Genomic DNA, 25,975 nt, shown 5'->3' with positions numbered 1-25,975 from the left:
CGCCGTCGGCGGTGAGCCATGCGGTGGCGAGCCTGGAAGCGCGGCTCGGCGTGCGGCTGCTGGCGCGCAGCACGCGCAGCGTGGCACCGACCGAGGAAGGCGCGCAGCTCCTGGAACGGCTGCGGCCGGCACTGTCCGAAATCGACCTGGCGCTGGAGACGGCGGTCGAGGCGCGCGACCGGCCGGCCGGCAATCTGAGACTCAGCGTCCCGCGCACCGCCGCGCATCTGGTGCTGACGCCGCGGCTCGGCGCCTTTGCCGCCGCCTATCCGGACATCGTGCTGGAGATCGTCATCGAGGACCGTTTCACCGACGTGGTCGAAGGTGGGTTCGACGCTGGTGTCAGGCTTGGCGAAAGCCTGCAGCGCGACATGATAGCGGCGCGCATCGGCCCCAACATTCGCGGCGCGGTGGTTGGCGCGCCGTCCTATTTCGAAACCATGCCCCGGCCGCGCCACCCGCGCGAGCTGGCCGGCCATCGTTGCATCCGCTTCCGCTTTTCCAGCGGCATCCTCTATCGCTGGGAGTTCGAGAAGGAGGGCGAGGAAATCGAGATGGCAGTCGAGGGGCCGCTGATCCTCGACGAGGACCATTTGATCGCCCGCGCGGCGGTGGACGGCGCCGGGCTCGCTTTCGTGTTCGAGGACTATGTGCGGGCGCCCCTCRGCGACGGCAGGCTGATCCGCGTGCTGGAGGACTGGTGCCCGACCTTCGACGGCTTCTTCGTCTACTATCCGAGCCGCCGCCAGATGCGCCCGGCGCTCAGGGCCTTCGTCGACTTCTTCAGGGTGAGCGGGTAGCCGCAGYGATCGGGCCTACGAAGACGGATCACTTCAACTTGGCCTTCGGGCCGTTATCGAGGTCGGCGCTGCCCCTCATCTGCCGGCCGGCATCTTCTCCCCGTAGAACGTGGAGAAGGGGCTGACCGCAACGCTGGCGCCCTGCTTGCGACTTCGAGGATTGGCGAAACCATCTGGCGCGGGCCTCTTTCTCCCCGCCACTATACGGGGAGAAATGCCCGGCAGGGCAATGAGGGGCAGCGCCAATGTCGACAGCCGTTCATCTTCGGTGCAAGTTGGAGGACGGCGAGTAACCTGAGCCTGCCGGAAGAAACCGGGACCCATCAGCGTTCTTCGGCCATGCAATCACCTATCACCAACACCGCGACCCGCTATGGCTGGGCGATGATCATCCTTCATTGGCTGATCGGCGCGATCTTCATCGGCCAGTTYGTGCTCGGCGTCATCATGGTGAGGGTGTCGAGCCAGCGCACCTCTTTCGAGCTGATCCAGCTGCACAAGTCCTTCGGCTTTCTGCTGCTTGGGCTGATCATCCTGCGCATTGCCTGGCGGCTCGGCAATACGGTGCCGGCCTTGCCGGCTTCGGTCGGAGCGCTGGAGCGGCGGATGGCGCCGCTGGTGCATTTCGGCCTCTATGTCTTCCAGATCGCCCTGCCCCTGTCCGGCTGGGCGCTGGTCTCGGTCTCGACGCTGGAAATCCCGACCATGCCGTTCAACCAGTTCGTGATGCCCAACCTGCCGCTGGCGGAATCCGACGCCGCGGAAAGCCTCTGGTCCGCCGTGCACTGGTATCTCGCCTATGCTGGCATCGCGCTGGTCGTGTTGCATATGGCGGCGGCGCTCCGCCACCATTTCCTGCTGCGCGACAGCGTTCTCACGCGTATCATCAAACCTTCGTCAGACGGGGAATAGGGCGGGTCGGCCATTCGTTGATAGGACGAAGGGACAGCAATGCGCTGGCTCAGCAAAAGGACCATCCCAATGTATACGCGCATCCTCGGATTGGTGGCTGTTGCCGCCTGCCTTGTCGTGCCCGCCGCTGCGGCGGTCTCGCTCGGCGACGCCGCCGGCAGCTACACGATCAGTCCGGCGGCTTCCAGCATCCGCTTCACCGTCGGCAAGGCGGGCGGCGGCGGGTTCGACGGTGCCTTTGCCCGCTTCAAGGGAAATATCCGCATCGACAGCAGCGATGTCGAGCGCTCGCGGGTCAACATCACCATCTTTCCCGAAAGTGTCGGCACCGGTCAGAACCGCATCGACGCCTTCTTGCGTTCCGACGCGGTGTTCGACGCCGCCAATAACCCGCAAATCCAGTTCCATTCGACCAGTGTGAGCCGCACCGGCGCCACCACGGCGGTCATCGCCGGCCAGCTGACGGCGCGCGGCAAGACGTTTCCGGAAAAGTTCACGGCCGAGCTCGACGGACTGAAGTCGGGGACGATCAAATTCCATGTCACCGGCAAGGTGCTCAGATCGCGCTACGGCATGGATGTCGGCACGCCGCTTTATTCCAACGTCGTCGACTTCGACATGACGCTGACGGGGAGACGGGGTTAGTTCCTCGCCCCCGCAATGGAGCTTCTCTCGCATTGGCTTTTCCCTGGAATTGGGGCACACCTCCATCGATGTAAGCGACATGGAGAAGCACAATGTTCCGATGGGGTGTTCTGTCGACGGCCAAGATCGGCCGCGAGCAGCTTTTGCCGGCGATCGTGGATTCGGAGAACGGCGTGCTGTCGGCCATCGCCAGCCGCGATCTGTCGAAGGCCCGCGCGCTGGCCGATCGTTTCGGTGCGCCGCACGCTTTCGGTTCCTATGAGGACTTGCTTGCTTCCAAGGAGGTCGACGGCGTCTACATCCCGTTGCCCACCTCGCAACATGTCGAGTGGACGGCGAAGGCGATCGAAGCGGGAAAACATGTGCTGGTCGAGAAGCCGCTGGYGCTCGACGCCAAGGATATCCCGCCGCTGATCAAGCAGCGCGATCAGAAGAAGGTGCTGGTCTGCGAAGCCTTCATGGTCGTCTACCATCCGCAGTGGATCAAGGTGCGCGACCTCATCGCCGGCGGCGCCATCGGCCGGCTGCGCCACGTGCAGGGCGCGTTTTCCTACTACAATGTCGACCCCAGGAACATGCGCAACCAGCTCGACCTCGGCGGTGGCGCACTGCCCGACATCGGCGTCTATCCGACGGTGTCGACGCGGTTCTCGACCGGCAGGGAGCCGATCCGCGTCCAGGCCAATATCGAGCGCGACAAAACCTTCGGCACCGATATCTACTCCTCGGTGCGCGCCGATTTCGGCGACTTCGAACTGTCCTTCTACCTCTCGACGCAGATGGCGGCGCGCCAGGTGATGGTGTTCCACGGCGAGAAGGGTTTCATCGAGGTATCCTCGCCGTTCAATGCCGGGCTCTACGWCCACCATCGCATCGAGCTGCACAACCAGAACCACACCGAGGCGCAGGTGTTCCGCTTCCCCGGCACGCAGCAGTACCGGCTGGAGGTCGCGGCCTTCGTACGCGCGGCCCAGGGCGGTAAGGACCGCGTCTTCACGCTCGAGGAATCGGTGCTCAACCAGAAGGTCATCGACGCCATCTTCCGCGCCGGCAACAAGGACGGCTGGGAACCGGTCTGATACGTCGCGTACGGCCGTTTGCGGGAGGACATATGGCTGACGACGCCGACGTGATCATTGTCGGCGCGGGGCTGGCGGGCCTCGTCGCCGCCGCCGAGTTGGCCGAGGCCGGCAAGACAATCATCATCGTCGACCAGGAGCCGGAGCAGTCGCTGGGTGGCCAGGCCTTCTGGTCGTTCGGCGGGCTTTTCCTGGTCGACTCGCCGGAACAGCGCCGCATGCGCATCCGCGATTCGCACGATCTCGCGCTCGAAGACTGGATGGGCACCGCCGCCTTCGACCGTCCGGAAGATTTCTGGCCGCGCCAATGGGTGGAAGCCTATGTCGGCTTTGCCGCCGGCGAGAAGCGTTCCTGGCTGATCGAGCGCGGGCTGAAATTCTTCCCCGTTGTCGGCTGGGCCGAGCGCGGCGGCGGYAACGCCTTCGGCCACGGCAATTCGGTGCCGCGCTTCCACGTCACATGGGGCACCGGGCCCGGCGTRCTCGAACCTTTCGTCCTGCGCGTGCGCGAGGCGGAAAAGCGCGGGCACGTCCGGTTCAAATTCCGCCACCGCGTCAACGAGATCACGCGGACGGGCAAGACGGTGACCGGGGTGCGCGGCGACGTGCTCGAGCCAAGCACGGTCGAACGCGGCCGCAAGAGCTCGCGCAACGTGACCGGCGATTTCGAATTCCACGCGCGGGCGGTGATCGTCGCTGCCGGCGGCATCGGCGGCAACCACGAGCTGGTGCGCAGGAACTGGCCGCAGCGGCTGGGCTCACCGCCGAAGCACATGATCACCGGCGTGCCCGACCATGTCGACGGCCGCATGCTGGCGATCACCGAAGCGGCCGGCGGCAGGGTCATCAACCGCGACCGCATGTGGCACTATGTCGAGGGCATCAAGAACTGGGCGCCGATCTGGACCGATCACGGGATCCGCATCCTGCCAGGGCCATCGTCGCTCTGGCTCGATGCGCGCGGCAGGCGGCTGCCGGCGCCGCTCTATCCGGGCTTCGACACGCTTGCCACGCTCAGCCACATCATGAGCACCGGCTACGACCATTCCTGGTTCATCCTGACGAACAAGATCATCCAAAAGGAGTTCGCGCTGTCGGGCTCGGAACAGAATCCCGACCTGACGGGAAAAAGCTGGCGCCAGGTGCTCGGCCGGGTCACGTCCGGCATTCCCGGCCCGGTCAAGGCCTTCATGGAAAAGGGCGAGGATTTCATCGTCGAGGCCGAGCTGCCGAAGCTGGTCGCGCGCATGAACGCACTGGCCGGCGGCGAGCCGCTGCTGGAGCTTGCCCAGGTCGAGCGCGAGATCCGCGCCCGCGACCGGCAGCTCGACAACCCCTTCTCCAAGGATGCGCAAATCACGGCGCTGCGCGGCGCGCGCGCCTATCTCGGCGACAGGCTTGTCCGCACCGCCAGGCCGCACAAGATGCTCGATCCGCAGAAGGGCCCGCTGATTGCGGTGCGCCTCAACGTACTCACCCGCAAGACGCTGGGCGGCCTGCAGACCGACCTCGACAGCCGCGTGCTCGGTGCCGACGGCGAGCCGGTTCCGGGGCTCTATGCGGCCGGCGAGGTGGCGGGCTTCGGCGGCGGCGGCGTGCACGGCTATGCGGCGCTCGAAGGCACCTTCCTCGGCGGCTGCATCTTCTCGGGGCGAAGCGCCGGAAGGGCGGCTGCGAAGGCGGTTGGCTGACGCCATGGGCGGGCGACCGCGAGGTGATGTTGCTAGCAGCTGGCCAGCATCATGCGGTTGCCTTCGCTGTCGCGGAATTCGGCGACGATGCGACCCGGCTGCCATGGCGCTTCCCGCGGCTCGGTGACGATTTCGACGCCTTTCGCCCTGAGCGCCGTGACCCTTGCCTCGACGTCGCCGTCGACCAGAACAAGCACTGGCTCGGCGCTCGGGGCCGCATCGGCGCGCCGGATGAAATGCAGGTTTGTGACCGCATGGGGGAACGCCAGCTCCACCCAGCGCCAGCCGCCATCGCTCATCGACTGGTCGGCTATCACCTGGCACGCAAGGTTTTCGGTATAGAACGCCTTGGCGCGGTCCTGGTCGGATACGGGCAGTTCGGCAAACTGGATATGCATGATCTCACTCCTCATCGCGGCCGCAGGCGCGGCCCTACACGCGAAAGACGTTTGCCCGAGGCAAAAAGATTCGCGTCCGAAGAGAATCTTTTCGGCGGCGCGAAGCGTCTTCCTCACGCAGACACGTCAAACAGGAGATGACAGATGAACTACAACCTCATCCGCTACGGCGTGAAGGGCGCCGGCATCGCCGAGAACCGGACGCTGGTGGCAAAGGTGTTCGAGGCCCTGGATGAAACAAAACCGCAATCCGTGCGCTATCTTGTGCTCGAGTTGGAGGATGGCGAATTCGTCCATCTCGTCGGCTACGACAAGGACAGTTCGGCGCTCACTGAGCTCGACGCGTTCAAGGCCTTCGGCGCCGATCACGCCGGCAGGCGCTCGACACCGCTTGCCAGGTCGGCCTCAAAGATCATCGGCAACTATCAGATGCTGGCTGAGGCCGACCAAGTTGTGCCAGCCTGATCGGGCGAGCCACCAATGCGGGAATAAGGGCGATGAGCATAGCGAAATTCGACCGCGCGGCGCTTGACGCGATGCTCGTCGGCCTGCGGCCGAAATTGCATCGCTATGCGGCGCGCATGGCCGGCTCGGCGATCGAGGGCGAGGACATTGTTCAGGAGGCCGTGGTGAAAGCGCTTGCCGCGCATAATGGCGGCGCCGCAATCGAGCGCCCCGAGCAGTGGCTGTTCCGCATTGCGCACAACGCGGCGCAGGATCATCTGCGCCGCCGCCAGCGGGAGCGCTCGCGCATGACCGAGGCCGACATGACAACAGTTGCGGACCTCTCCGCCAGCGCGGAGGCGCGGTTGGCGGCCGCGGCGAGCCTGCGCAGCTTCATGCAGCTCACGCTGGCGCAGCGCAGCGCGGTGATCCTGGTCGATGTGCTCGGCCTCAGCCTGCTTGAAACCTGCGCGGTGACCGGCGCGACGCTCGCCGCCACCAAGGCGGCGCTGCACCGCGGCCGCGCCGAGCTGAAGGCGCTGGCATCGGCGGCGGATGAAGTGCCGGCGCCGAAGCTCGATCCGCAAGAAGAGCGGCGGCTGCGCCTTTACATCGACCTGTTCAACGCGCGCGACTTCGATGCCGTCAGGGCGCTGATCGCCGAGGATATCCAGCTCGAGGTGGTCAACCGCACCCGGCTCAGCGGCAAGAAGGAGGCCTCGACCTATTTCGGCAATTACGACCGCGTCAACGACTGGGCGCTGTCGCTCGGCTTTGTCGATCACCAGCCGGCGATCCTGATCCGCAACCCGCAGGCAGATAATGCGGTGCGCGGCTTCATGCTGGTCGACTGGCGCGGCGATGAGGTCGTCCGCATTCGCGATTTCCGCTATGCGCCCTATTGCGTCGCCGACGCCGATATCCGCTTCCTTACTGATTGAGCGTGCCCGGCCGCTAACCGGCCGGCGATCGCGTGTCAAATCATCGTGAACGTCGAGGTGCACCGCCACATCTCAAATTCGCCGCAAAGGCAAATCAACTGGCCCGTCATCATCAAGTAATTGTCTTTTCGCCAATCACGGCATAGTGCGAGCGATCACCAGCTCGCGGGTCCTCCAATGTCTCTGAATGAAGCAAGCAAGCCCGCGAAGAAAAACGCGGCCAAAGCCAAAGTAGTGGCGAAAACGCCACCCCTCGATCAGATCCTGATCGGCCCTGATTTCATCCACAAGGGCGAGCCGCATGAGAGGCTCGACCGCTTCTTCGGCGATCTGGCGAGCCGCTTCGACGCAGCACCGGCGGTGATTTCCGGCGGCCGGCCCTGGTCATACCGGGAGCTGAACAGCCGCGCCAACCAGTTCGCGCATCTCTTGATCGAGCGCGGCGTGAAGCCGGGCGACAGGGTGGGCCTTTTGCTGGACCGCTCCGCCGAAACCTATATCGCCATCCTTGCCGTGATGAAGGCCGGGGCGGCCTTCGTCCCGCTCGCCACCGCCTTCCCCGAAGATCGCATGGTGATGATCATCGAGGACGCCGATGTCACGATGGTGATCAGCGTCTCCGGTTACGCGGCGCGCGTGGCACGCCTGCCGGTTCCGCATATCTCGATCGACTCGGCTGAGTCCGAGATCGCTCTCAAGCCCGAGACGGTGCCCCTGCCGGAGGGCAGCCAGGACCAGACCTRCTACATCCTCTACACGTCCGGCACCACGGGCAAGCCGAAGGGCGTGGTCATCACGCACCAGAGCTTCTGCAACTTCATCCGCGTCGCCGCGGCATCCTACGGTTACCAGCCGGGCGACCGCGTGTACCAGGGCATGACCATCGCCTTCGACTTCTCCTCGGAGGAGATCTGGGTACCCTTTGCCGCGGGCGCCACAGTCGTGCCGGCGCCCGGCCAGCAGCCGCTCGTGGGCGAGGAACTGGCCAGTTTCCTGCGCGAGCATCACATCACCTGTATGGCCTGCAGCCCGACCCTTTTGTCGTCGATCGAAAGCGACGCGCCTAGCCTGCGCGCGATCCTGGTCGGCGGCGAAGCCTGCTCGCAAAAGCTCGTGGTGCGCTGGGCGAAGCCCGGCCGGCAGATCCTGAACACCTATGGCCCGACCGAGGCGACGGTCACCGCCACCATGGCCTTGCTGACCCCGGACGAGCCGGTGACGATCGGCAAGCCACTGGCTACCTATTCGATCGCCATTCTCGACCCGGAAAAGCCGCAGGTGCTGACCGGCGACCAGCTGGGCGAGATTTGCATCGGCGGCATGGGCGTGGCGGTCGGCTACCTCAACCGGCCGGAGCTCACCGAACAGCGATTCATCAAGGATTTCATCGGCCTGCCGAACAATCCCAGCGGCCGCATCTACCGGACAGGCGATCTCGGCCGCATCAACGACAAGGGCGAGATCGAGTATCACGGCCGCATCGATACGCAGGTGAAGATCCGCGGCTACCGCATCGAGCTTGGCGAGATCGAGGCCGTCCTGCTGGAACAGCCGGGCATCGCGCAGGCGGCGGTCACGACGTGGGAGATCGAGCCCGAGCGCACGGAACTGGTCGCCTATTATGCGCCCAGGAGCGGCGGAAACGATGTGGACCGCACCCTGCTCGTCCAGGAGCTCAAGCGGCGGCTGCCCGACTACATGGTTCCGGCCTATCTGGAGCAGCTGCCCGCGATCCCGATGACCGTCTCCAACAAGGTCGACCTGAGGAAACTGCCAAAGCCGACCAGCGCGCGCGTCGCGGCCGGCCATGCGATGATCGACCCGCGCAACGACGACGAGAGGTTCCTGGTCGACACGCTGCAGGATGTGCTGAAATTCGAGGACGTCTCCATCGAAGACCACTTCTTCGACGACCTCGGCGCGAACTCGCTGTTGATGGCGAGGTTCTGCGCGCGCATCCGCTCCCGCAAGGCCTGGTCGACGACCTCGATGCGCGACATCTACCTGCATCCCACGGTCGCGAAGCTCGCCGAGCACTTGCGTGCGCCGCAGGTGGCTGCGGTTGCCGCGAGCGAGCCGATGCTGACGCATCGGGCCTCCAATTTTGCTTATTGGAGCACGGGCTTCGGGCAGCTGCTGTTTTATGCGCTCTACAGCTATGTCTCGCTCTGGGCGATCAATGACGGACTCGACTGGGTCTATGACGCGCTGGACGACCCGGCGCAGCTCTATCTGCGCTGCGTTCTCTTGTCCGCCAGCGTATTCTTCGGGCTCAGCGGCTTTGCCATCATCGCCAAATGGTTGCTGGTCGGCCGCTGGAAGGCCGAGACGTTCCCGATCTGGGGCTGGCGCTATTATCGCTTCTGGGTTGTCAAGACGCTGGTGCGCAGCGCGCCGGTGGTGCTGTTCCGCGGCAGTCCGCTCTACAGCCTCTACCTGCGCCTGCTCGGCGCACGGCTCGGCAGCCGCACGGTTATCGAGTGCCGCTCCGTTCCGGTCTGCACCGACCTGATCCGAATCGGCGACAACTCGATCCTGCGCAAGGATTCGATGATCCTGGGCTTCCGCGCCCAGGCGGGCTACATCCACACCGGCCCGCTCGACATCGGCCACAACGCTTTCGTCGGCGTCGGCTCAACGTTGGACATCGACACCCGCATCGGCGACGGCGCCCAGCTCGGCCACGCTTCGTCGCTGCATCGCGGACAGGCGATCCYTGCCGGCGAGCGCTGGCACGGATCRCCGGCGATTCCGACCGAGGCGGATTATTGCACGGTTCCCAATGTGCCGCTGTCGAGGCTGCGCCGGATAATCTACGAGACGTTCCAGCTCTTCATCCTCTTTGCCATCGTCACGCCGTTCCCGCTTCTGTTCCATACCTACTGGGAAAATCTCGGCGACGATTACCAGGAGACGATCGGCGTCGTGGCGATCGGCACCACGGTCACGGTGGCGGGCTTCGTCATCGGCGGGGTGCTGCTGGCGGCAATCGTGCCGCGGCTGTTCAATCTCATGCTCAAGCCCGGCCGAGACTATTCGCTCTACGGCTTCCATTACTGGCTGCAATCGATGCTGGAGCTGGTCAGCAACGTGCGCTTGCTGAACGTCCTGTTCGGCGACAGCTCGGCCATCGTCTACTATTTGCGCGCCATCGGCTGGCGGCTGAACAAGGTAAACCAGACCGGCTCGAATTTCGGCACCAACCAGCGGCACGAGAATCCGCAGCTCAGCGAAATCGGCTCCGAGACGATGGTGTCTGACGGCCTGTTCATGGTCAACATGMAGAAGTCGGCCAACTCCTTCCGCCTCGAGCACACGCGGGTCGGCGAGCGCAACTTCTTCGGCAACAACATCATCTATTCGCCGGATTCCCGCACCGGCGACAATTGCCTGCTCGGAACGAAGGTCCACGTCCCGGTGGATGGTCCTGTGCGCGAGAATGTCGGGCTGCTGGGATCGCCGCCTTTTGAAATCCCGCGCATGGTCAATCGCGACAAGGAGCTTCTCGGATTGATCTCCGACGAGGAGCGCCACCGCCGCCTGCCGCTGAAGAACCTCCACAATCTGCTCACCGCGCTGCTGTTCGTGGCCGCGCAGTGGCTGATCCTGTTCCTGACGCTCGCCATCTGGGACCGGGCGCTCAACTACTATACCGAATGGGCGCAGACGGCTCTGTTCCTGGCCGTGGTGCTGACGTCCGCGATCGCGATTCCGTACTACATCTTCCTGGAACGGGTCAGCCTTGGTTTCCGCCGGCTGAGGCCCAGGATGGCCACGATCTACGATCCAGCCTTCTGGCGCCACGAACGCCATTGGAAATTGTCCGATTCGCCGATCATGGGCCTGTTCACCGGCACCCCGTTCAGGCCGCTGATCCTGYGTCTGGTRGGCRTGAAGGTGGGCCGGCGTGTCTATGACGGGGGAAGCATCATCACCGAGCGGTCGCTGGTGGAGATCGGCGACGACGCAACGCTCAACGAGGGCTGCGTCATCCAGGCGCATTCGCTGGAGGAAGGCGCGTTCAAGTCCGACTACATCCGCATCGGCAACGGCTGCACGCTCGCCCCGTCCGCCTTCATCCACTACGCGGTGGTAATGGGCGAAGGATCCGTGGCGGACCTCGACTGCTTCGTCATGAAGGGCGAGGTGCTAGAGCCGAACACGGTGTGGCGCGGCAACCCGGCGAAGCTTTATGGCGTGGTGACGCCGATCGACGCGCGCGCGATCAAGATCGGGCAGGAACAGTGACGCATTCCGCCGAAGCGCGGACGCGCGACCGCCTGGTTGTCCTGCGGCCTGTCGGCGAGGACAACCGAGCGGCGATCCTGGCGCTCGAGCTAATGCCTGAGCAGCAAGGCTTCGTCGCCTCCAATGCTGACTCGCTGGAGGAGGCCGGGGAGGATGACGAGGCCATCGCCCGCGCCATTGTCGCCGCAGGGCGCGTCGTCGGATTCCTCATGTACAGCGCGCCCGAGGACGATGACGAGGCGATCATCTACCGTTTCATGATCGACCGCCGCGAACAGGGCAAGGGCCTCGGCCGTGCCGCGGTTGCCAAGGCGCTGGAGGAGATTACGCATCTCGGCCACATACGCCGCGTCTCGATCTGCTACGAACCGCAAAACAAGGCCGCGCGCCGGCTCTATGCCGGCTTCGGCTTCGTCGAGCAGGGCTCGGACGAGGATGGCGAGATGATCGCCGTGCTCGAACTGGGCCGATAGCAAGTGAGTACCTCGTCGGAAGGAGCGCAACCAGACATCGAGAGCGCCGTCGAGCAGGCACTGGCCGGCCTCACGCCGTCCGGCTTGATCGTCGGCTGCCGCCTTATTCGCACCGGCGACGAGCAATACCTCCTGCCGGCGGAAGGCGCTTCCATCGCCACACGTGAACGCAGGGCGCGCGCCGCCAGYGGGGCAGGCCGTTGGGTCGCGCATGAATTGCTGCGGCGCCTGGGGTGCGCGGATCTCGCCGTCTTGCGGGGCCAACTGGGAAACCCGATCTGGCCTGCAGGCATCGCAGGTTCGATCGCGCATGATGACGAACTCGCCGTAGCGGTCGCCGCGCGATCCGGCGCGATGAGAAGCGTGGGCGTCGACATCGAGCCTGCCCTGCCCTTGCCGCACGACCTCCGAGCCATGGTGGCCACGCCGCAAGACCGGCTGGGCGATCTCGATACCGGCTTAGCCAGCCGCATTCTGTTTGCGGCCAAGGAGGCGGTCTACAAGGCGTCGTTTCCGCTCGACGGCCGAGTGCTGGGCTTTGAGGACATCGCCGTCGATTTCACCACGGGCGAGGYGGTCACTTCATTCGGCAATCGTTTGACCGTGCGCTTCACCATCCGGGCCAGAATCCTGGCGCTGGCTTATACGGTATAGGCGCGCTGAGCGCCTGCCCGGCGCCGCGACAGTCTCAAATGACGGTTCTCATCCACGCCAGGAAGGTCTCTATGACCGCGGATCGCGGGCTGTGGTGCATCCATACGACATAAAAGCTGTAGCCCGGCAAGGACAATGGATGCGCTTTGACGAGCGTGCCGCTTTCCAGTTCACGTCCGACCACAACGTCGCTACAGATCGCAATGCCTTGCCCGGCGACAACCGCGTCGATCGCATGCAGTTCCTCGCGGAAGYTCAAATCCCAGGCTTTGTCCGGGATCAGGTCCGGATCGATCGAGCGGGCCGTCGCCAGCCACCGGCCCCAGGTAGGAGCGTCCGGATCCCGGTTCATCCAGTCAAAATGGATCAGCGGATAACGCAGGAGATCCGCGGCACGCTCGATCGCTCGCCCATCGCCTGCCAGCAATCGGGGACTGCAAACGGGAAAGAAGGAATCGCGGCACAGCTCCTGCGCGGCAAAGCCCACAGGCGGGCGTCGCGTGTAGCGGATCGCCACATCGGCCGCGCCGGCGCGCAGATCGAGCAGCGCGTCCGTCCCGATGATCTCCAGCGGCACGGAGGGGTTGGCCTCTCGCCATTTCGGCAAGCGGGGCACCAACCATCTGCTGGCGAAGGCGTTCGGGCTTGTCACCCGCAATGGCGCTTGAACATCCGGCTCGGCCACCGCGGCAAGGGAGCCGGCGAGAAGATCAAAGCCGTTGCGCAGGATGGGAAACAGCCGCGCTCCTGCCCCCGTCAGCACCAGCGGGCGCGGCCGGCGCTGGAACAGCTTGCAGCCGCATATCTCTTCCAGCAGGCGAACCTGGTGGCTGATCGCCGTTGGCGTCACGCCGAGCTCCGCCGCTGCGGCCTTGAAGCTGYTGTGCCGCGCGGCAGCCTCGAAGGCATGCAAAGCGCGGAGCGGCGGGCGGGTTTTCATCCCGGCAGCGTAGATGAATTCCTCTCATCCAGCAGCTAAGAATTTCGCTTTTGCAGAAGCTCGCCCTCCCGTGAGACCATGGTCATGCCGGAACGGAGGGCGACGTCGATGGAGCTTCCACGACAGACCGATGCGCTATTGGGCCGATCCCATTCTTCGAGCGTGGCGATCGAAGAGCTGCGGCAGAGTTTGCGAGGCGAAGTGGTATTGCCGACGGACGCTGCCTATGACCAGGCGCGCGCGGTCTGGAACGGGGCGATAGACAAACGCCCTGCCGCAATCGTCTTTTGCGCCGATGCCGATGACGTCATCCGCGCCGTGACCTGTGCCAGGTCGCAAGGCTCTCTCGTGGCGGTTCGCAGCGGCGGCCATAACGTCGCCGGCCTGTCCGTCTGCRACGACGGGCTGGTGATCGACCTGTCCCGCATGAAGAAGATCGCGGTCGATCCTGTGCGCCGCATCGCCCGGGCAGAAGCTGGCCTGAATCTCGGCGAGTTCGACGCAGCCACACAGGCCCACGGTCTTGCGACGACCATGGGCGTCAACAGCGACACGGGTATTGCCGGCCTCACACTCGGAGGAGGCTTCGGCAAGCTCGGGCGAAAGCACGGCCTGAGCTGCGATAATCTGATCGCGGCTGAAATTGTCACGGCCGACGGACGGCTGTTGCGAATAAGCGCCGGCGAGCATCCCGACCTGTTCTGGGCCTTGCGCGGCGGCGGCGGCAATTTCGGCATCGTGACGGCGTTCGAATACCGGCTGCACCCGCTCGGTTCGGCCCTTCTCGTGGGCTCGGTGCTTCACGCCTACGACCAGGCGCGCGAGGCCATGCGGTTTTACAACAAATTCTCGCGTGACGCTTCGGACGAGGTGAGCGTCGACGCCGCGCTCGTCACACTGCCCTCGGGCGAGCGTGCCTTCAGCATCTCGGCTTGCTATATCGGGTCCCCCGAAGCGGGCGAATCCGTCATCGCACCGCTGCTGAAGTTCGGATCTCCTATCGAAAGCCGCCTTCAAGCCGTTCCCTATCTCCAGATCCAGTCGGCGGGCGACAGTCTCTTTCCACGCGGACGACGCTATTACTGGAAGGCGCAGTTCCTGCACGAGATCAGCGATGGTGCGATCGAGGCGCTGCTCGACAGTTATGCGAGGGCTCCCAACTACTCGTCCCTACTGGTTTTCCAGCAGGTCGGCGGGGCAATCGCCCGCGTGCCCGCGTCGCACTCGCCCTATGCCAATCGCGATGCGGCCTTCGACTGCTTCCCGATCGCCATCTGGGACAATCCGGCCGACGACGAAGCAAATATCCRCTGGGCGCGCGAACTGTGGAATGCAGTCAGACCATTTTCCACCGGCGGTGTCTATGCCAACAATCTCGGCGATGAGGGTGACGAGCGCGTGCGTGATGCTTACGGCGGAAATTATGCCCGCCTCGCCGCCATCAAGACGCAATACGACCCGACCAATTTCTTCCGATTGAACCAGAATATCCGGCCTGGATAATTTGCAATCGTGGGGGCACCGTGCGCAGTCGCTGGACGATCCTTGCTGTGCTCTTCGCCGCCCGCGCCGCAATGGCGTTTCAGTTTCAGAGCGTTGCCGCCGTCGCGCCCCTTGTCAGCGATCGGCTCGGTGCGAGCCTTGCCGACATCGGCATTCTGATCGGCCTTTACCTTGCACCTGGGGTCGCATTGGCCCTGCCCGGCGCGACCATCGGCAAGCGCTTTGGCGACAAGGCAACTGTTCTCGCCGGTCTCCTGATGATGCTCGCGGGCGAAATGCTGATGATGGTGTCGACGTTCTGGGGCCTGCAGATCGGCGGCCGACTGATTGGTGGCACCGGCGGCGTTCTGCTGAACGTCCTGATGACCAAGATGGTCGCCGACTGGTTTGCCGGCCGGGAAATCGCAACCGCCATGGCCATCTACATCAACTCGTGGCCGGCGGGCATCGCTATCGCGCTCATGCTGCTGCCGGCAATCGGAACGATGTTCGGGATGACCGCTGTCGGTATCGCCGTTTCGGTCCCGGTTGTCGTCAGCATCGGCCTTGTGCACTTCATCTATCGCGCCCCGGAGCTACCGCCCGCCGGTAGCGTCGAGCGCTCGGGCATTTCGGCCAGGACATCCTGTGCCCTTATCACCGCCGGCCTGATCTGGTGTTTCTACAATGTCGGCTTCGCAATGGTCTTCAGCTTCGGTCCGTCGATGCTCGTCGAGCGCGGGTGGTCGAACGCGGCGGCCGGATCGACGATCAGCGTCGTGCTTTGGCTGACCACGCTTTCGGTCCCGCTGGGCGGCTTGCTGACGGATCGCACCAAWCGCAGCGGCGCGGTTCTCGCCGCCGGCTGTGTCGGCTTCGCCTTCCTGATCATCCTTCTGTCGCGAAGCGGACCGGCGCTGRCCCTCGCCATTGCGATCGGAATCGTATGCGGCCTGCCTGCCGGCGCGATCATGAGCTTGCCCACCCGCGTGCTCGATCAGAGGACGCGATCGGTCGGCATGGGAGTGTTCTACACCGTCTACTATGCCGGCATGCTGGCCGCGCCGGCGATCGGCGGCAAACTTGCGACGTGGGCCGGGACCGCGACCGTCGCGCTCGATTTCGGCGCTGCCGCCCTCCTTCTCTGTCCTCTCCTTCTCTGGTCATTCCACCGGATCAGCCGCCTTCCACAGCCGATGGCGGCTCCATCCAGCTAGGCGGCTGGCTTCCGAACGGAAGCCGCTGCGCGCTTTCCTGGAAATTGCGATTGAAGCGCTGCCCGCGCTCGTCCCGTTCTTCGAGCGGCAGATTGCCGAATCGGGCGGCGGCCCCAAGTGAGAGGGGATACACATAAAGGAGCAATCAATGAACCAAGCCGGACTCTCACCGCTGCGCGGCCTCGCCAAGCTGCGCGATGCCAGGACGCGACGCTTCTCGAGCTACGACCGCACCGGCGGTAACGACGACCGCCTGCACATCGAGCCGGGCGAGACCGTCGTCATCGCCGAATATGAAGGCGCCGGCATCGTCACCCATATCTGGGCGACGCTGGCGTGCGACAGCGATAGCTTTCTGCGCAAGATCGTGCTGCGCGCCTACTGGGACGGCGAGGACCAGCCCAGCGTGGAGACGCCGATCGGCGACTTCTTCGGCATCGGCCACGCCCGCACGAAGAACTTCGCCAGCCTTCCCGTGCAGGCAAGCCCCGAGGACGGCAAGGGCTTCAACTGCTATTTCCCGATGCCCTTCGCGACCGGCATGAAGATGACGGTGACCAACGAGGCCGAGCACGAGCTGGTGCTCTACTACTATATCGACCTCGAACTGCATGACGGGCTGGAGGACGATCTCGGCCGCTTCCACRCACAGTACCGCCAGGCGCGGCCCGAAGGCATGGYGGAGACCGGCCTCACCAACGAGCAGTTCCTCTTCGCCGGCGAGAACACGGACGGCAAGGACAATTATACGATCCTCGAGGCCGAGGGCCGCGGCCACTATGTYGGCGTGCTGTTCAGCGTCTGCTCGCGCCGGCGCTCCACGCAGTGGGACTGGTACGGCGAGGGCGACGACATGATCTTCATCGACGGCGAGCCCGGCCTCTCGGTGTTCGACCGCAGGCCGGACCGGCGCATCGGCCAGGAGGTGGCGTTCATCGAGYCGCGCGACGAGAGCGCGCCGGGTGCCAATGATGCCTGGCCGCCGACGCTGCACGGCACCGGCACGGAGGACTATTTCAACACCGCCTGGTGCCCCACGCAGGACTATTCGGCGCCCTATCACGGCGTCATCGCGGCGGGAGGCACGAACTGGAGCGAGCCGGTCACGCTCTATCGCTGGCATATCGAGGACCCGGTGATCTTCCGCCAACRCATCCGCGTCAGCATCGAGCACGGCYACGCCAACCGACGTTCCGACGACATCTCGTCGGTCGCCTTCTGGTACCAGGCCGAGCCGCACAAACCGTTCGCGCCGCTGCCGGCGGTCGCCGAGCGTATCCCCAGTTTCGGCCGCAACGCTGAGGGTTAGGGCGCGGCTATTGTGCCCCATGCGCGAGCGGCAGGTTCTGGCGTCAAAGCCCGGTTTTCATTTGATGCAGGGATGAATGGCGCGCCCGAAGAGATTCGAACTCCTGACCCCCAGATTCGTAGTCTGGTGCTCTATCCAGCTGAGCTACGGGCGCGCATCAGGYCGTGTGCAACATGGCCCCGCGACCTGGTCGAGGCGACCGGCCGCGAAATGTGGAGTGTTCCCTAACGACTGAATTTCGGAAAAGCAAGCCGATCCGGCAAAAGTTTTGTCGCAGGTGTTTCAGGCAGACCTTCCGGCCGGGCTCCTTACCGCGGAATCCCTCATGGGAGCCGCCTTGCTATAACCGCGCGATCAGGCCGGTCGGCGCAAATTTCCACGCGCCTGGTCGAGCCGCACCGGCTGGTCGGGGATGGTGACGGCGAAGACCGTGCGGCCGCCGATCGATTCGACCAGCTCGACCGTGCCGCCATGGGCGCGGATCAGCTCATAGGCGATCGCCAGGCCAAGGCCGGTTCCGCCGCTGCGCGCCGAGCCGCGGAAGGCCGCGAACAGGTTCTCGCGCGCCTTGGGCGGCAGGCCGGGGCCGGTGTCGGTGACGGTGATGCGGCTGACGCTGCCCTGGCGCTCGGCCGAGACGGCCAGCCGGCGCACCACTGCGCTCTCCGTATCGGCGGCCATCGCCTGAACCGCGTTGCGGCAGAGATTGCTGAGCACGCGGAAGAGCTGGTCGGAATCCGCGTCGACCTCGAAGGCGTGATCGACGGCATTGATGAACTCGATGCCTTCCTCGATGTCGAGCAATCCGTGCACGTCGTCGACGAGCTGGCGCAGCCTGAGGCGGCGGCGCGAGGGTGCCGGCTCCTGCGTGCGGCCATAGGCGAGCACGCCTTCCGAATAGGCGACAGCGCGGTCGAGCGCGCGCAAAAGCTTCGGCGCGAAGGCCTGCACGGTCGGGTCCTTCACCTGGCGCAGGCGGTCCGACATCAGCTGCGCGGAGGCGAGGATGTTGCGCATGTCGTGGTTGATCTTCGACACGGCGAGCCCGAGGTCGGCGAGATGCTTCTGCTCCGTGAGCATCTTCTGCAGCCGCTCCTGCATCTGCGACAGCTCGCGTTCGGCAACGCCGATCTCGTCGGCGCGATCGGCGGGGCGGATGATGCGACCGGGGTCGTCGGGCGCTTCGGAGAAAGACAGGATCGAGCGCGTCATGGTGCGGATCGGGCCGATCATGATGAGGTCGATCGCCGCGTAGACRAGCATGGCGGTGACGAGCGAGATCAGCAGCGAGACGACGGCGACGTTGCGCGAATAGCGCAGCATCGCATCGCGCAGGCTGCGGTCCGGCATGATCAGCTCGAATTCCTTGTCGCTCTCGCCGACCGGGCCGAAGACGCGCAGCATGCGCTTGCCACCGAAGAACAGCGTGTCCAGCGCGCCGGTCATGCCGCTGACCAGCCCGACATTGGCGATGTCGATATGCTTGTCGACCTGCGGCGGCATGTCGGCCACGACAAGCAGCCGCGAGACGCCGCCGTCGCGGACCGCGATCGCCTTGGCGCCGATCGCCATCAGCACGTCGTTCTGGGCGGTGTGCGACAGCGAATTGGGCTCGCCCTGCAACAAGACGATCGACACTGCGGCGGCCGTGCTCAGCCGCTCCTTCAGCCAGCTCACACGGTAGCTGGCGATCCAAGGCAGGAAGATCAGGACTTCGGCGAGCAGCACGAAGACGATGGTGAGGAAGAGCAGCTTCGTCGACAGGCCGCGCGACAGCGGCACCCGGCGCGGCGAACTCACCGCGGCCGGGCGTGCCTTTTCATCCGTGGACAGGACTTCATTCGTCATGACGCAGTCTTCACGAAGGCTTGATCGGACAAGGTTATGCGATTTGCGGCTTTTTTGCCAATTTCGTCCCCGGCCGCGTGAAAAAATGCCCCGCGGCGGGCCCGGATTGACTTCCAAAAACCTTCTTTCTATAAGCCCGCTCACGCTCGGGCCATTCGTCCCGGCGCGGTTTCRATCGCGCCTAAAACCGGCCCGRCAAAGCTCCTGTTACAGAGTGACAGAATCAAGAAGGGCCGCACGCCGCGGTATTAAAACAAATGAAGCGTACCTACCAACCGTCCAAACTCGTCCGCAAGCGCCGGCACGGTTTCCGCGCCCGCATGGCCACCAAGGGTGGTCGCGGCGTCGTTGCCGCCCGCCGCAACCGCGGCCGCAAGCGGCTCAGCGCCTGAACGAAAGACGAGATCGTTGCCCGCAACCGGCAAGCCAAAGGGACAAACTCCCGGGCGGCTTCTGAAACGCGCGGATTTCCTGGCTGTGCGCGGCGGCGAAAAGCGCCGCGGGCGGCTTTTTCTCGTCGAGGTTCTCGACCGTGGCGACGATGGTGCGCCACGCGTCGGCTATACTGTCACCAAGAAGATCGGCAACGCCGTGGTGCGCAACCGCGTCCGGCGGCGGCTCAGGGAAGCCGTGCGCACGCATGCCGCCGATGACATGGCGCCTGGCAATGACTATGTCATCGTCGGGCGCGAAGACGTGCTTGCCATTCCGTTCGGCCAGCTGAAGGCCGAACTTTCCCGCCGGCTGCGCGGAACACGATAGGCCAAGGCTTTCGATGGAAAACAACCGGAATTTCTTCATCACCATCGCGCTGTCGGTGCTGATCCTGACGCTGTGGCAGGTGTTCTACATGAACCCGCGCATGGAGCAGCAGCGCGAGCAGGCCCGTATCGAGCAGCAGCGCGCCGAAGCGCAGAAGAAGGAAGCGGGCGGCGCCGCCAATTCCGGCGCGGCAGGCACGCAGGCTCCGGCGCCGGGCACCATTCCCAACGCGCCGGGCGGCGAGACCGTGACAGCGGCCAGCCGCGACCAGGCGATTGCAGCGTCGAAGCGCGTCAAGATCGACACGCCGAGCCTGGAAGGCTCGATCAACCTCACCGGCGCGCGCCTCGACGACCTGAAGCTCAAGCACTACACCGAGACGGTCGACAAGAACTCGCCCGAAATCCAGCTGCTCAACCCCTCGTCGCTGCCCACTGGCTATTTCGCCGAGATCGGCTTCGTCGGCAACGACAAGACCGGAGCGGTACCGGGCGCGGACACGGTGTGGAGCGTCGAGGGCAACCCGACGCTGACGCCGACGACACCGGTGACGCTCACCTACACCAACGACAAGGGCCTGACCTTCAAGCGCACCTTCTCGGTCGACAGCGACTATATGTTCACGGTCTCCGACACCGTGCAGAATTCGGGCAGCGCCCCCGTCTCGCTGTTCAACTACGGCCGCGTCACCCGCTACGATAAGCCGACCGTTGCCAGCACCTATGTGCTGCATGAGGGCCYGATCGGCTATACCGGCAGCGAAGGCCTGCAGGAGCACAAATACGCGGCGGTCGAGAAGGACAAGCAGTACCAGCCGGGCAAGTCGACCGACGGCTGGCTCGGCATCACCGACAAATACTGGGCGGTGACGCTGGTGCCGACCGAAAAGCAGCCGTTCCAGCCGCGCTATGCCTATTTCGAGGATGGCCGCCACCGTTATCAGTCCGACTTCCTGACCGACCCGATCAATGTCGCGGCCGGCCAGTCGGCGACCGTCGAGACCGAGGTCTTCGCCGGCGCCAAGGAAGTCGCCAAGATCAATGCCTACGAGGAAGACCGCCACATCAAGCGCTTCGACCTGCTGATCGACTGGGGCTGGTTCCACTTCATCACCAAGCCGATGTTCTGGCTGATCGACACGCTGTACAAATTCTTCGGCAATTTTGGGCTGGCGATCCTCGCCACCACCGTCCTCGTCAAAGCCGTCTTCTTCCCGCTCGCCAACAAGTCCTATGYGTCGATGGCGAACATGAAGAAGGTGYAGCCGAAGATGCTGGAGATCCGCGAGAAATACGCGGACGACAAGATGAAGCAGCAGCAGGCGATGATGGAGCTCTACAAGACCGAGAAGATCAATCCGCTGGCCGGCTGCTGGCCCGTTGCGCTGCAGATCCCGGTCTTCTTCTCGCTCTATAAGGTGCTCTACATCACCATCGAGATGCGGCACKCGCCGTTCTTCGGCTGGATCCATGACCTTGCGGCGCCCGATCCGACGTCGATCTTCAACCTGTTCGGCCTGCTGCCTTTCGCCCCGCCGGCTTTCCTGCCGCATATGGGCGCCTGGGCGGTCGTCATGGGCATCACCATGTTCCTGCAGATGCGCATGAACCCGGCGCCGCCAGACCCGACGCAGGCCGCGGTGTTCACCTGGATGCCGGTGATCTTCACCTTCATGATGGGCAGCTTCCCTGCCGGCCTCGTCATCTACTGGGCCTGGAACAACCTTCTCTCGATCCTGCAGCAGGGCGTGATCATGAAGCGCCAGGGCGCCAAGATCGAATTGTGGGACAATCTGGCGGCGATGTTCCGCAAGAAACCATCGCCGGCGGAATAGCCGGCGCCAGACCTGAAACGAAAAAAGCCCCGGCCCGTCCGGGGTTTTTTGTTGATGGCTGTGCTTCGACGTGCCGGACGGAAACCTCGCACCCTGGGATTCGCATTTGTTCGCGAAACTCCGGCGCGGCCTGCCTCGTAGCTATCCGGTCCTCCCCAACGAGCCGGATGGCTTCCGGCGCAGCGACGCCGGTGCTTGGGAGGCTGTCCGGCAGGCCGGGGTCCCGCGACGGGGCCCCGGCCGCGGGTAGACCGCGCCGGCGCGTGTCCATATAAGCTGCCGTCTCTGCAAGGGTGGACGGAGCCAGCCCATGACCGGACCCAATCCCAACATCAAGCATCCCATTGCGATGCATCCGCGCGTCGGCTTTCTGAGGCCGCTGGTCAATGCGCCGAACATCGAGATCGGCGATTTCTCCTATTATGACGACCCGGAAGGGCCGGACAAATTCGCCGAGAAATGCGTGCTGCACCATTACCCCTTCATCGGCGACAAACTCGTCATCGGCAAGTTCTGCGCCATAGCCGAGGGGGCGCGCTTCATCATGAACGGCGCCAACCATGCGCTGTCCGGCTTCTCGACCTATCCGTTCAACATCTTCGGCCATGGTTGGGAGGAAGGTTTCGACCAGGAGACCTGGTCGAAGGAGATCCGCGGCGACACGATCGTGAGCAACGACGTCTGGATCGGCATGGACGCGGTGATCATGCCCGGCATCAAGATCGGCCATGGCGCGATYGTCGCCGCGAAATCAGTTGTCACGCACGACGTGCCGCCCTATGCGATCGTCGCGGGCAATGCGGCCAGGGTGGTAAAAATGCGCTTCGACGAGTTCACGGTGCGGCGGCTTCTGAAAGCGGCTTGGTGGGACTGGYCGGTCGACAAGATCAGCCGCAACCTCAACGCCATCCGCGGCGCCGACATTTCCAGACTGGAGGCCGCGGTTTGAACGCGCCGGACAAGACCATGAGCGAAACTGCAATAAGTCCGGAACTGTTCACCCGCGGGTGGATCTTCATTCGCGGCGTGCCGTCGATGAAGTTCCTGCCGCCGGAGGGGCCGCCGGAGATCGCCTTTGCCGGCCGCTCCAATGTCGGCAAGTCGTCGCTGATCAACGCGCTGGTCGGCCAGAAAGGCCTGGCGCGCACCTCCAACACACCAGGGCGGACGCAAGAGCTCAACTATTTCGTGCCGGACGGGTTCTCCGGCGAGGGCGCCGACCTGCCGCCGATGGCGCTGGTCGACATGCCGGGCTACGGCTACGCCAGCGCGCCGAAGGACAAGGTCGACGCCTGGACGAAACTGATCTTCGAATATCTGCAAGGGCGCGTGACGCTGAAGCGCGTCTATGTGCTGATCGACGCTCGCCACGGCATCAAGGCCAAGGACGAGGAAGTGCTGTCGCTGCTCGACAAGGCGGCGGTGTCCTACCAGGTGGTGCTGACCAAGACAGACAAGATCAAGGCGGCCGGCGTGCCGAAGCTGATCGAGGAAACATTGGCCAAGATCAAGAAACGGCCGGCGGCGTTCCCGGCCGTGTTGGCGACGTCATCGGAAAAGAGCGCCGGCCTGGACGAGCTGCGCGCGGCAATCGCGCTGGTGGCGAGCGGCGGCTGAGGCCGCTCTCGTCTTGAAGCGGGGCAGGCGCGTGTGGCGCTCCCCCTCACCCAGCCTCCGCTTCGCTCGRCTGACCTCTCCCCGAGGGGAGAGGAGATTGCCGGCGCTGGCGCCCCACTCAATCCGTCTCGTCACGTTCCGGCGCATGGTCGCGCCGGCCAGCTAGGATCTCGCGCTTGCCGACATGGTTGGGGGCACCGACCAGGCCTTCCTTCTCCATGCGCTCCACCAGCGATGCGGCGCGGTTGTAGCCGATGCCGAGGCGGCGCTGGATATAGGAGGTCGAGCATTTCTTGTCGCGCTTGACCACCTTGACGGCTTCCTCGTAGAGCGCGTCGCCATCCTCGGCGTCGACGGAGCCCTTGTCGAAGACCGGACCGGTGTCGGCTTCCTCTTCTTCCTCTTCCTCGTCGGCGGTCACCGTATCGAGATATTCCGGGCGTCCCTGCGCCTTCAGATGCGCCACGACGTGTTCCACCTCCAGGTCGGAGACGAAGGGGCCGTGCACGCGCGCGATGCGTCCGCCGCCGGCCATATGCAGCATGTCGCCCTGACCGAGCAGCTGCTCGGCGCCCTGCTCGCCGAGGATCGTGCGGCTGTCGATCTTCGAGGTCACCTGGAAGGAGATGCGCGTGGGGAAATTCGCCTTGATGGTGCCGGTGATGACGTCGACCGACGGGCGCTGCGTGGCCATGATCAGGTGGATGCCGGCGGCGCGCGCCATCTGCGCCAGCCGCTGGATGGCACCCTCGATCTCCTTGCCGGCCACCATCATCAGGTCGGCCATCTCGYCGACGATGATGACGATGTAGGGCATCGGCGCGAGGTCGATCTCCTGCTCCTCGAACAGCGGCTCGCCCGTGCCCTTCTCGAAGCCGACCTGCACCTGCATGACGACGGTCTCGCCCTTGTCGCGGGCTGTCGCGGCGCGCTGGTTGTAGCCGTCGATGTTGCGCACGCCGAGGCGCGCCATCTTGCGATAGCGGTCCTCCATCTCGCGCACCGCCCATTTCAGCGCGGTGACAGCCTTCTTGGAATCGGTGACGACGGGTGTCAGCAGATGCGGGATGCCGTCATAGACGGACAGTTCCAGCATCTTGGGGTCGACCATGATGAGGCGGCATTCCTCCGGCTTCATCCGGTAGAGCAGCGACAATATCATGGTGTTGATGGCGACCGACTTGCCGGAGCCGGTGGTGCCGGCAACCAGCAGATGCGGCATCTTGGCCAGGTCGGCGATGACCGGCTCGCCGCCGATCGTCTTGCCGAGGCCCAGCGCCAGCTTGCAGGACGTGTTGCGGAAGCCGGCCGATTCGGTCAGTTCCCGGAAATAGACAGTCTCACGCGTTTCGTTGGGCAGCTCGATGCCGATGACRTTGCGGCCCGGCACGACGGCGACGCGCGCCGAGATGGCCGACATGGAGCGGGCGATGTCGTCGGCCAATCCGATCACACGGCTGGATTTCACGCCCGGAGCCGGTTCGAACTCGTAAAGCGTGACGACCGGACCCGGCCGGACGTGGATGATCTCGCCCTTGACGCCGAAATCTTCCAGCACGCTTTCGAGYAGGTCGGCATTCTGTTCCATCCGCTCCTGCGACATGTAGAAGCCCTGGCCTTCCGGGGGCAACTGCAGCAGTTCCTCCGAAGGAAGCTCGTAGCCGGCAGTGGCGGAGGGCGGCGCGACCTTGCCGGCGACGGGCAGGGAGGGCATGGGCCTTGCGGCCCGGGCACTCCTTGCCTCGGAACCCGGTGCCGCGGCTGCCGCTTGCGGCGGTTCGATATCCGCCGGGGCGGGCTCCCCTGTCGCGGGTCGGGCGGCGGGCGTGACGGTCGGCGCCGTAACCGAGGCAGGGCTTGCGGCCAGCCCATTCGCGCGCCATTCGATGACGCGGTAGAAGGACGTTGCTTCGCCGATGGAGGCGGGACGGCTCGGCTGTGCTCCCACGACATGCGCCGGCGCGGGAGCGACGGGCCGCGGCGGATCGTTCAGGCGTGCGCGCGCCAGGCGCTCGGCGAGCAAGGGCATGCTGAATTCGAAAAACGCGTCATCGGAAAGATAGGACCAGCGGAACTTCGGCGGGTTCTGCTTCTGCGCGGTAGCGGCAGCCTGCACCGGGGTTGTGGCGTCGGCCGGCGGCGTGGCGCCGGCCCGCCGCGGCGCGGCAGGAGCTGCAGCAGGGATCGRCCGGACCGGATTGGCCGCCGCAGGCGCCGGCGGTGCGGGGCGTGTGGAATCGCCTTGGGGAGCCGCCGTCCTGGCCGGCGCTTCATCCGGCTGTGGTGCAGGCCGCTTGTCGGAATCCGGCGTGCGCGTGAAACGCACATTCGGCGCGAGGAAGAAATATTGCTGCCAGGCCGGACGGCTGAACTCACCACCGCCGACCGAATCGAACGAGGYGGCGTTCGACTCGCTTTCCATCGGAGCTCGCAGCGTAACGACCTGCCCCGTTTGCCCCTGCGGCACCGGGGCCGCGCCAGGATGCCGAGCCTCCTCCGGACGAGTGTAGTCGTYGTTGCCGTAGCCGGAAGCACCGGAAAGATTGGCACGGGGAAAACGCATGGATGTCATACTCGAGACTCGTCGAACAAACCTGTCCCGAGACATAGGAACTGATGGTTAACAAGACCTTCCGACAAGCTCCGCGAAGAGACTGACCGATGGTCAAGCTGGAAGAGCG

The 25,975-nt window shown here is 64.8% G+C and carries 22 protein-coding genes and 1 tRNA gene; 18 read left to right on the top strand and 5 right to left on the bottom strand.

Translation table 11 applies throughout. From position 1 onward, the window contains the following. The 5 genes from ORS3428_RS24860 to ORS3428_RS24840 form a co-directional block, all read left to right on the top strand. On the top strand, window positions 1-800 hold an 800-nt coding region (locus ORS3428_RS24860; protein ID WP_071100944.1), incomplete at its 5' end, for a LysR family transcriptional regulator. A gap of 339 nt (window positions 801-1,139) precedes the next feature. Further along, entirely contained in the window at window positions 1,140-1,712 is a 573-nt protein-coding gene (locus ORS3428_RS24855; protein ID WP_071100938.1) for a cytochrome b, read from the top strand. A gap of 69 nt (window positions 1,713-1,781) precedes the next feature. Then, the gene (locus ORS3428_RS24850) at window positions 1,782-2,357 is read left to right on the top strand and encodes a YceI family protein (protein ID WP_071100937.1); all 576 of its coding nucleotides are present in this window, start codon (window positions 1,782-1,784) and stop codon (window positions 2,355-2,357) included. Window positions 2,358-2,449: 92 nt separating this feature from the next. Then, window positions 2,450-3,436 carry a Gfo/Idh/MocA family protein gene (locus tag ORS3428_RS24845; protein WP_071100936.1) on the top strand — a complete coding sequence of 329 codons (987 nt, stop codon included), beginning with the start codon at window positions 2,450-2,452 and terminating at the stop codon, window positions 3,434-3,436. Window positions 3,437-3,468: 32 nt separating this feature from the next. Next, a complete protein-coding gene (locus ORS3428_RS24840; RefSeq protein WP_071100935.1) occupies window positions 3,469-5,127 on the top strand; it encodes an FAD-binding dehydrogenase in 1,659 nt (552 codons plus the stop codon). Window positions 5,128-5,159: 32 nt separating this feature from the next. Here the strand turns inward: ORS3428_RS24840 and ORS3428_RS24835 are convergent, their stop codons facing one another. After that, the gene (locus ORS3428_RS24835) at window positions 5,160-5,525 is read right to left on the bottom strand and encodes a VOC family protein (RefSeq protein WP_071100943.1); all 366 of its coding nucleotides are present in this window, start codon (window positions 5,523-5,525) and stop codon (window positions 5,160-5,162) included. Window positions 5,526-5,669: 144 nt separating this feature from the next. On the opposite strand from ORS3428_RS24835, the gene ORS3428_RS24830 reads away from it, so the two are divergent. The 5 genes from ORS3428_RS24830 (at window position 5,670) to ORS3428_RS24810 (ending at window position 12,285) form a co-directional block, all read left to right on the top strand. Continuing rightward, window positions 5,670-5,990 carry a hypothetical protein gene (locus ORS3428_RS24830; protein WP_071100934.1) on the top strand — a complete coding sequence of 107 codons (321 nt, stop codon included), beginning with the start codon at window positions 5,670-5,672 and terminating at the stop codon, window positions 5,988-5,990. Window positions 5,991-6,022: 32 nt separating this feature from the next. Beyond that, window positions 6,023-6,910 carry an RNA polymerase sigma factor gene (locus tag ORS3428_RS24825; protein ID WP_071100933.1) on the top strand — a complete coding sequence of 296 codons (888 nt, stop codon included), beginning with the start codon at window positions 6,023-6,025 and terminating at the stop codon, window positions 6,908-6,910. Between the two features lie 177 nt (window positions 6,911-7,087). Then, entirely contained in the window at window positions 7,088-11,158 is a 4,071-nt protein-coding gene (locus tag ORS3428_RS24820) for a Pls/PosA family non-ribosomal peptide synthetase (protein ID WP_083355280.1), read from the top strand. Continuing rightward, the gene (locus tag ORS3428_RS24815) at window positions 11,155-11,631 is read left to right on the top strand and encodes a GNAT family N-acetyltransferase (protein ID WP_338011956.1); all 477 of its coding nucleotides are present in this window, start codon (window positions 11,155-11,157) and stop codon (window positions 11,629-11,631) included. The genes ORS3428_RS24820 and ORS3428_RS24815 overlap by 4 nt, the downstream gene beginning before the upstream one ends. Before the next feature lie 84 nt (window positions 11,632-11,715). Then, window positions 11,716-12,285 carry a 4'-phosphopantetheinyl transferase family protein gene (locus ORS3428_RS24810; protein ID WP_244508090.1) on the top strand — a complete coding sequence of 190 codons (570 nt, stop codon included), beginning with the start codon at window positions 11,716-11,718 and terminating at the stop codon, window positions 12,283-12,285. 34 nt (window positions 12,286-12,319) lie between these two features. Here the strand turns inward: ORS3428_RS24810 and ORS3428_RS24805 are convergent, their stop codons facing one another. Beyond that, the gene (locus tag ORS3428_RS24805; protein WP_071100931.1) at window positions 12,320-13,225 is read right to left on the bottom strand and encodes a LysR substrate-binding domain-containing protein; all 906 of its coding nucleotides are present in this window, start codon (window positions 13,223-13,225) and stop codon (window positions 12,320-12,322) included. Between the two features lie 201 nt (window positions 13,226-13,426). Here ORS3428_RS24805 and ORS3428_RS24800 point away from each other — a divergent pair, with 201 nt between their 5' ends. The 3 genes from ORS3428_RS24800 to ORS3428_RS24790 all read left to right on the top strand — a co-directional run bounded on the left by ORS3428_RS24800 (window position 13,427) and on the right by ORS3428_RS24790 (window position 17,233). Beyond that, window positions 13,427-14,728: an FAD-binding oxidoreductase gene (locus tag ORS3428_RS24800; protein WP_244508089.1), complete on the top strand. Its 1,302-nt coding sequence runs from the start codon at window positions 13,427-13,429 to the stop codon at window positions 14,726-14,728. A 20-nt stretch (window positions 14,729-14,748) separates the two neighbouring features. After that, on the top strand, window positions 14,749-15,924 hold the full coding sequence (locus ORS3428_RS24795; protein ID WP_071100930.1) for an MFS transporter: 1,176 nt from the start codon (window positions 14,749-14,751) through the stop codon (window positions 15,922-15,924). A gap of 148 nt (window positions 15,925-16,072) precedes the next feature. Further along, window positions 16,073-17,233 (top strand): glycoside hydrolase family 172 protein, encoded by a 1,161-nt coding sequence (locus ORS3428_RS24790; protein WP_071100929.1) that lies wholly within the window; start codon window positions 16,073-16,075, stop codon window positions 17,231-17,233. Between the two features lie 77 nt (window positions 17,234-17,310). Here ORS3428_RS24790 and ORS3428_RS24785 read toward each other — a convergent pair. Next, window positions 17,311-17,387, bottom strand: a tRNA-Arg gene (locus tag ORS3428_RS24785). Window positions 17,388-17,587: 200 nt separating this feature from the next. Then, entirely contained in the window at window positions 17,588-19,081 is a 1,494-nt protein-coding gene (locus tag ORS3428_RS24780) for a sensor histidine kinase (protein ID WP_071100928.1), read from the bottom strand. A gap of 257 nt (window positions 19,082-19,338) precedes the next feature. Here ORS3428_RS24780 and rpmH point away from each other — a divergent pair, with 257 nt between their 5' ends. From rpmH to yihA, 5 genes are all read left to right on the top strand, one after another. Beyond that, window positions 19,339-19,473 carry a 50S ribosomal protein L34 gene (gene rpmH / locus ORS3428_RS24775; protein ID WP_008833937.1) on the top strand — a complete coding sequence of 45 codons (135 nt, stop codon included), beginning with the start codon at window positions 19,339-19,341 and terminating at the stop codon, window positions 19,471-19,473. Window positions 19,474-19,489: 16 nt separating this feature from the next. Continuing rightward, entirely contained in the window at window positions 19,490-19,843 is a 354-nt protein-coding gene (gene rnpA, locus ORS3428_RS24770; protein ID WP_071100927.1) for a ribonuclease P protein component, read from the top strand. A 13-nt stretch (window positions 19,844-19,856) separates the two neighbouring features. Next, window positions 19,857-21,677: a membrane protein insertase YidC gene (gene yidC, locus ORS3428_RS24765; protein ID WP_071100926.1), complete on the top strand. Its 1,821-nt coding sequence runs from the start codon at window positions 19,857-19,859 to the stop codon at window positions 21,675-21,677. A 310-nt stretch (window positions 21,678-21,987) separates the two neighbouring features. Beyond that, window positions 21,988-22,626, top strand: coding sequence for a CatB-related O-acetyltransferase (locus ORS3428_RS24760; RefSeq protein WP_071100925.1), 639 nt, complete (start codon window positions 21,988-21,990; stop codon window positions 22,624-22,626). 17 nt (window positions 22,627-22,643) lie between these two features. Then, window positions 22,644-23,294 (top strand): ribosome biogenesis GTP-binding protein YihA/YsxC, encoded by a 651-nt coding sequence (yihA, locus tag ORS3428_RS24755; protein WP_071100939.1) that lies wholly within the window; start codon window positions 22,644-22,646, stop codon window positions 23,292-23,294. 118 nt (window positions 23,295-23,412) lie between these two features. On the opposite strand, the gene ORS3428_RS24750 is transcribed toward yihA, so the two are convergent. Further along, window positions 23,413-25,716, bottom strand: coding sequence for a DNA translocase FtsK (locus ORS3428_RS24750; protein ID WP_443136875.1), 2,304 nt, complete (start codon window positions 25,714-25,716; stop codon window positions 23,413-23,415). Window positions 25,717-25,975 lie beyond the last annotated feature (259 nt).

The organism is Mesorhizobium sp. ORS 3428, assembly GCF_001854785.1.
Taxonomy (GTDB): domain Bacteria; phylum Pseudomonadota; class Alphaproteobacteria; order Rhizobiales; family Rhizobiaceae; genus Mesorhizobium.
The sequence above is the reverse complement of the archived record's forward strand: the minus strand, read 5'-3'. Positions and strand labels throughout refer to the sequence as shown.

Bases quoted from the DNA above. Each gene is read 5' to 3' on its own strand.
- yihA (WP_071100939.1), top strand. From the start codon at position 22,644: ATGAGCGAAACTGCAATAAGTCCGGAACTGTTCACCCGCGGGTGGATC.
- ORS3428_RS24825 (WP_071100933.1), top strand. From the start codon at position 6,023: ATGAGCATAGCGAAATTCGACCGCGCGGCGCTTGACGCGATGCTCGTC.
- ORS3428_RS24850 (WP_071100937.1), top strand. From the start codon at position 1,782: ATGTATACGCGCATCCTCGGATTGGTGGCTGTTGCCGCCTGCCTTGTC.
- ORS3428_RS24835 (WP_071100943.1), bottom strand. From the start codon at position 5,525: ATGCATATCCAGTTTGCCGAACTGCCCGTATCCGACCAGGACCGCGCC.
- rpmH (WP_008833937.1), top strand. From the start codon at position 19,339: ATGAAGCGTACCTACCAACCGTCCAAACTCGTCCGCAAGCGCCGGCAC.
- ORS3428_RS24830 (WP_071100934.1), top strand. From the start codon at position 5,670: ATGAACTACAACCTCATCCGCTACGGCGTGAAGGGCGCCGGCATCGCC.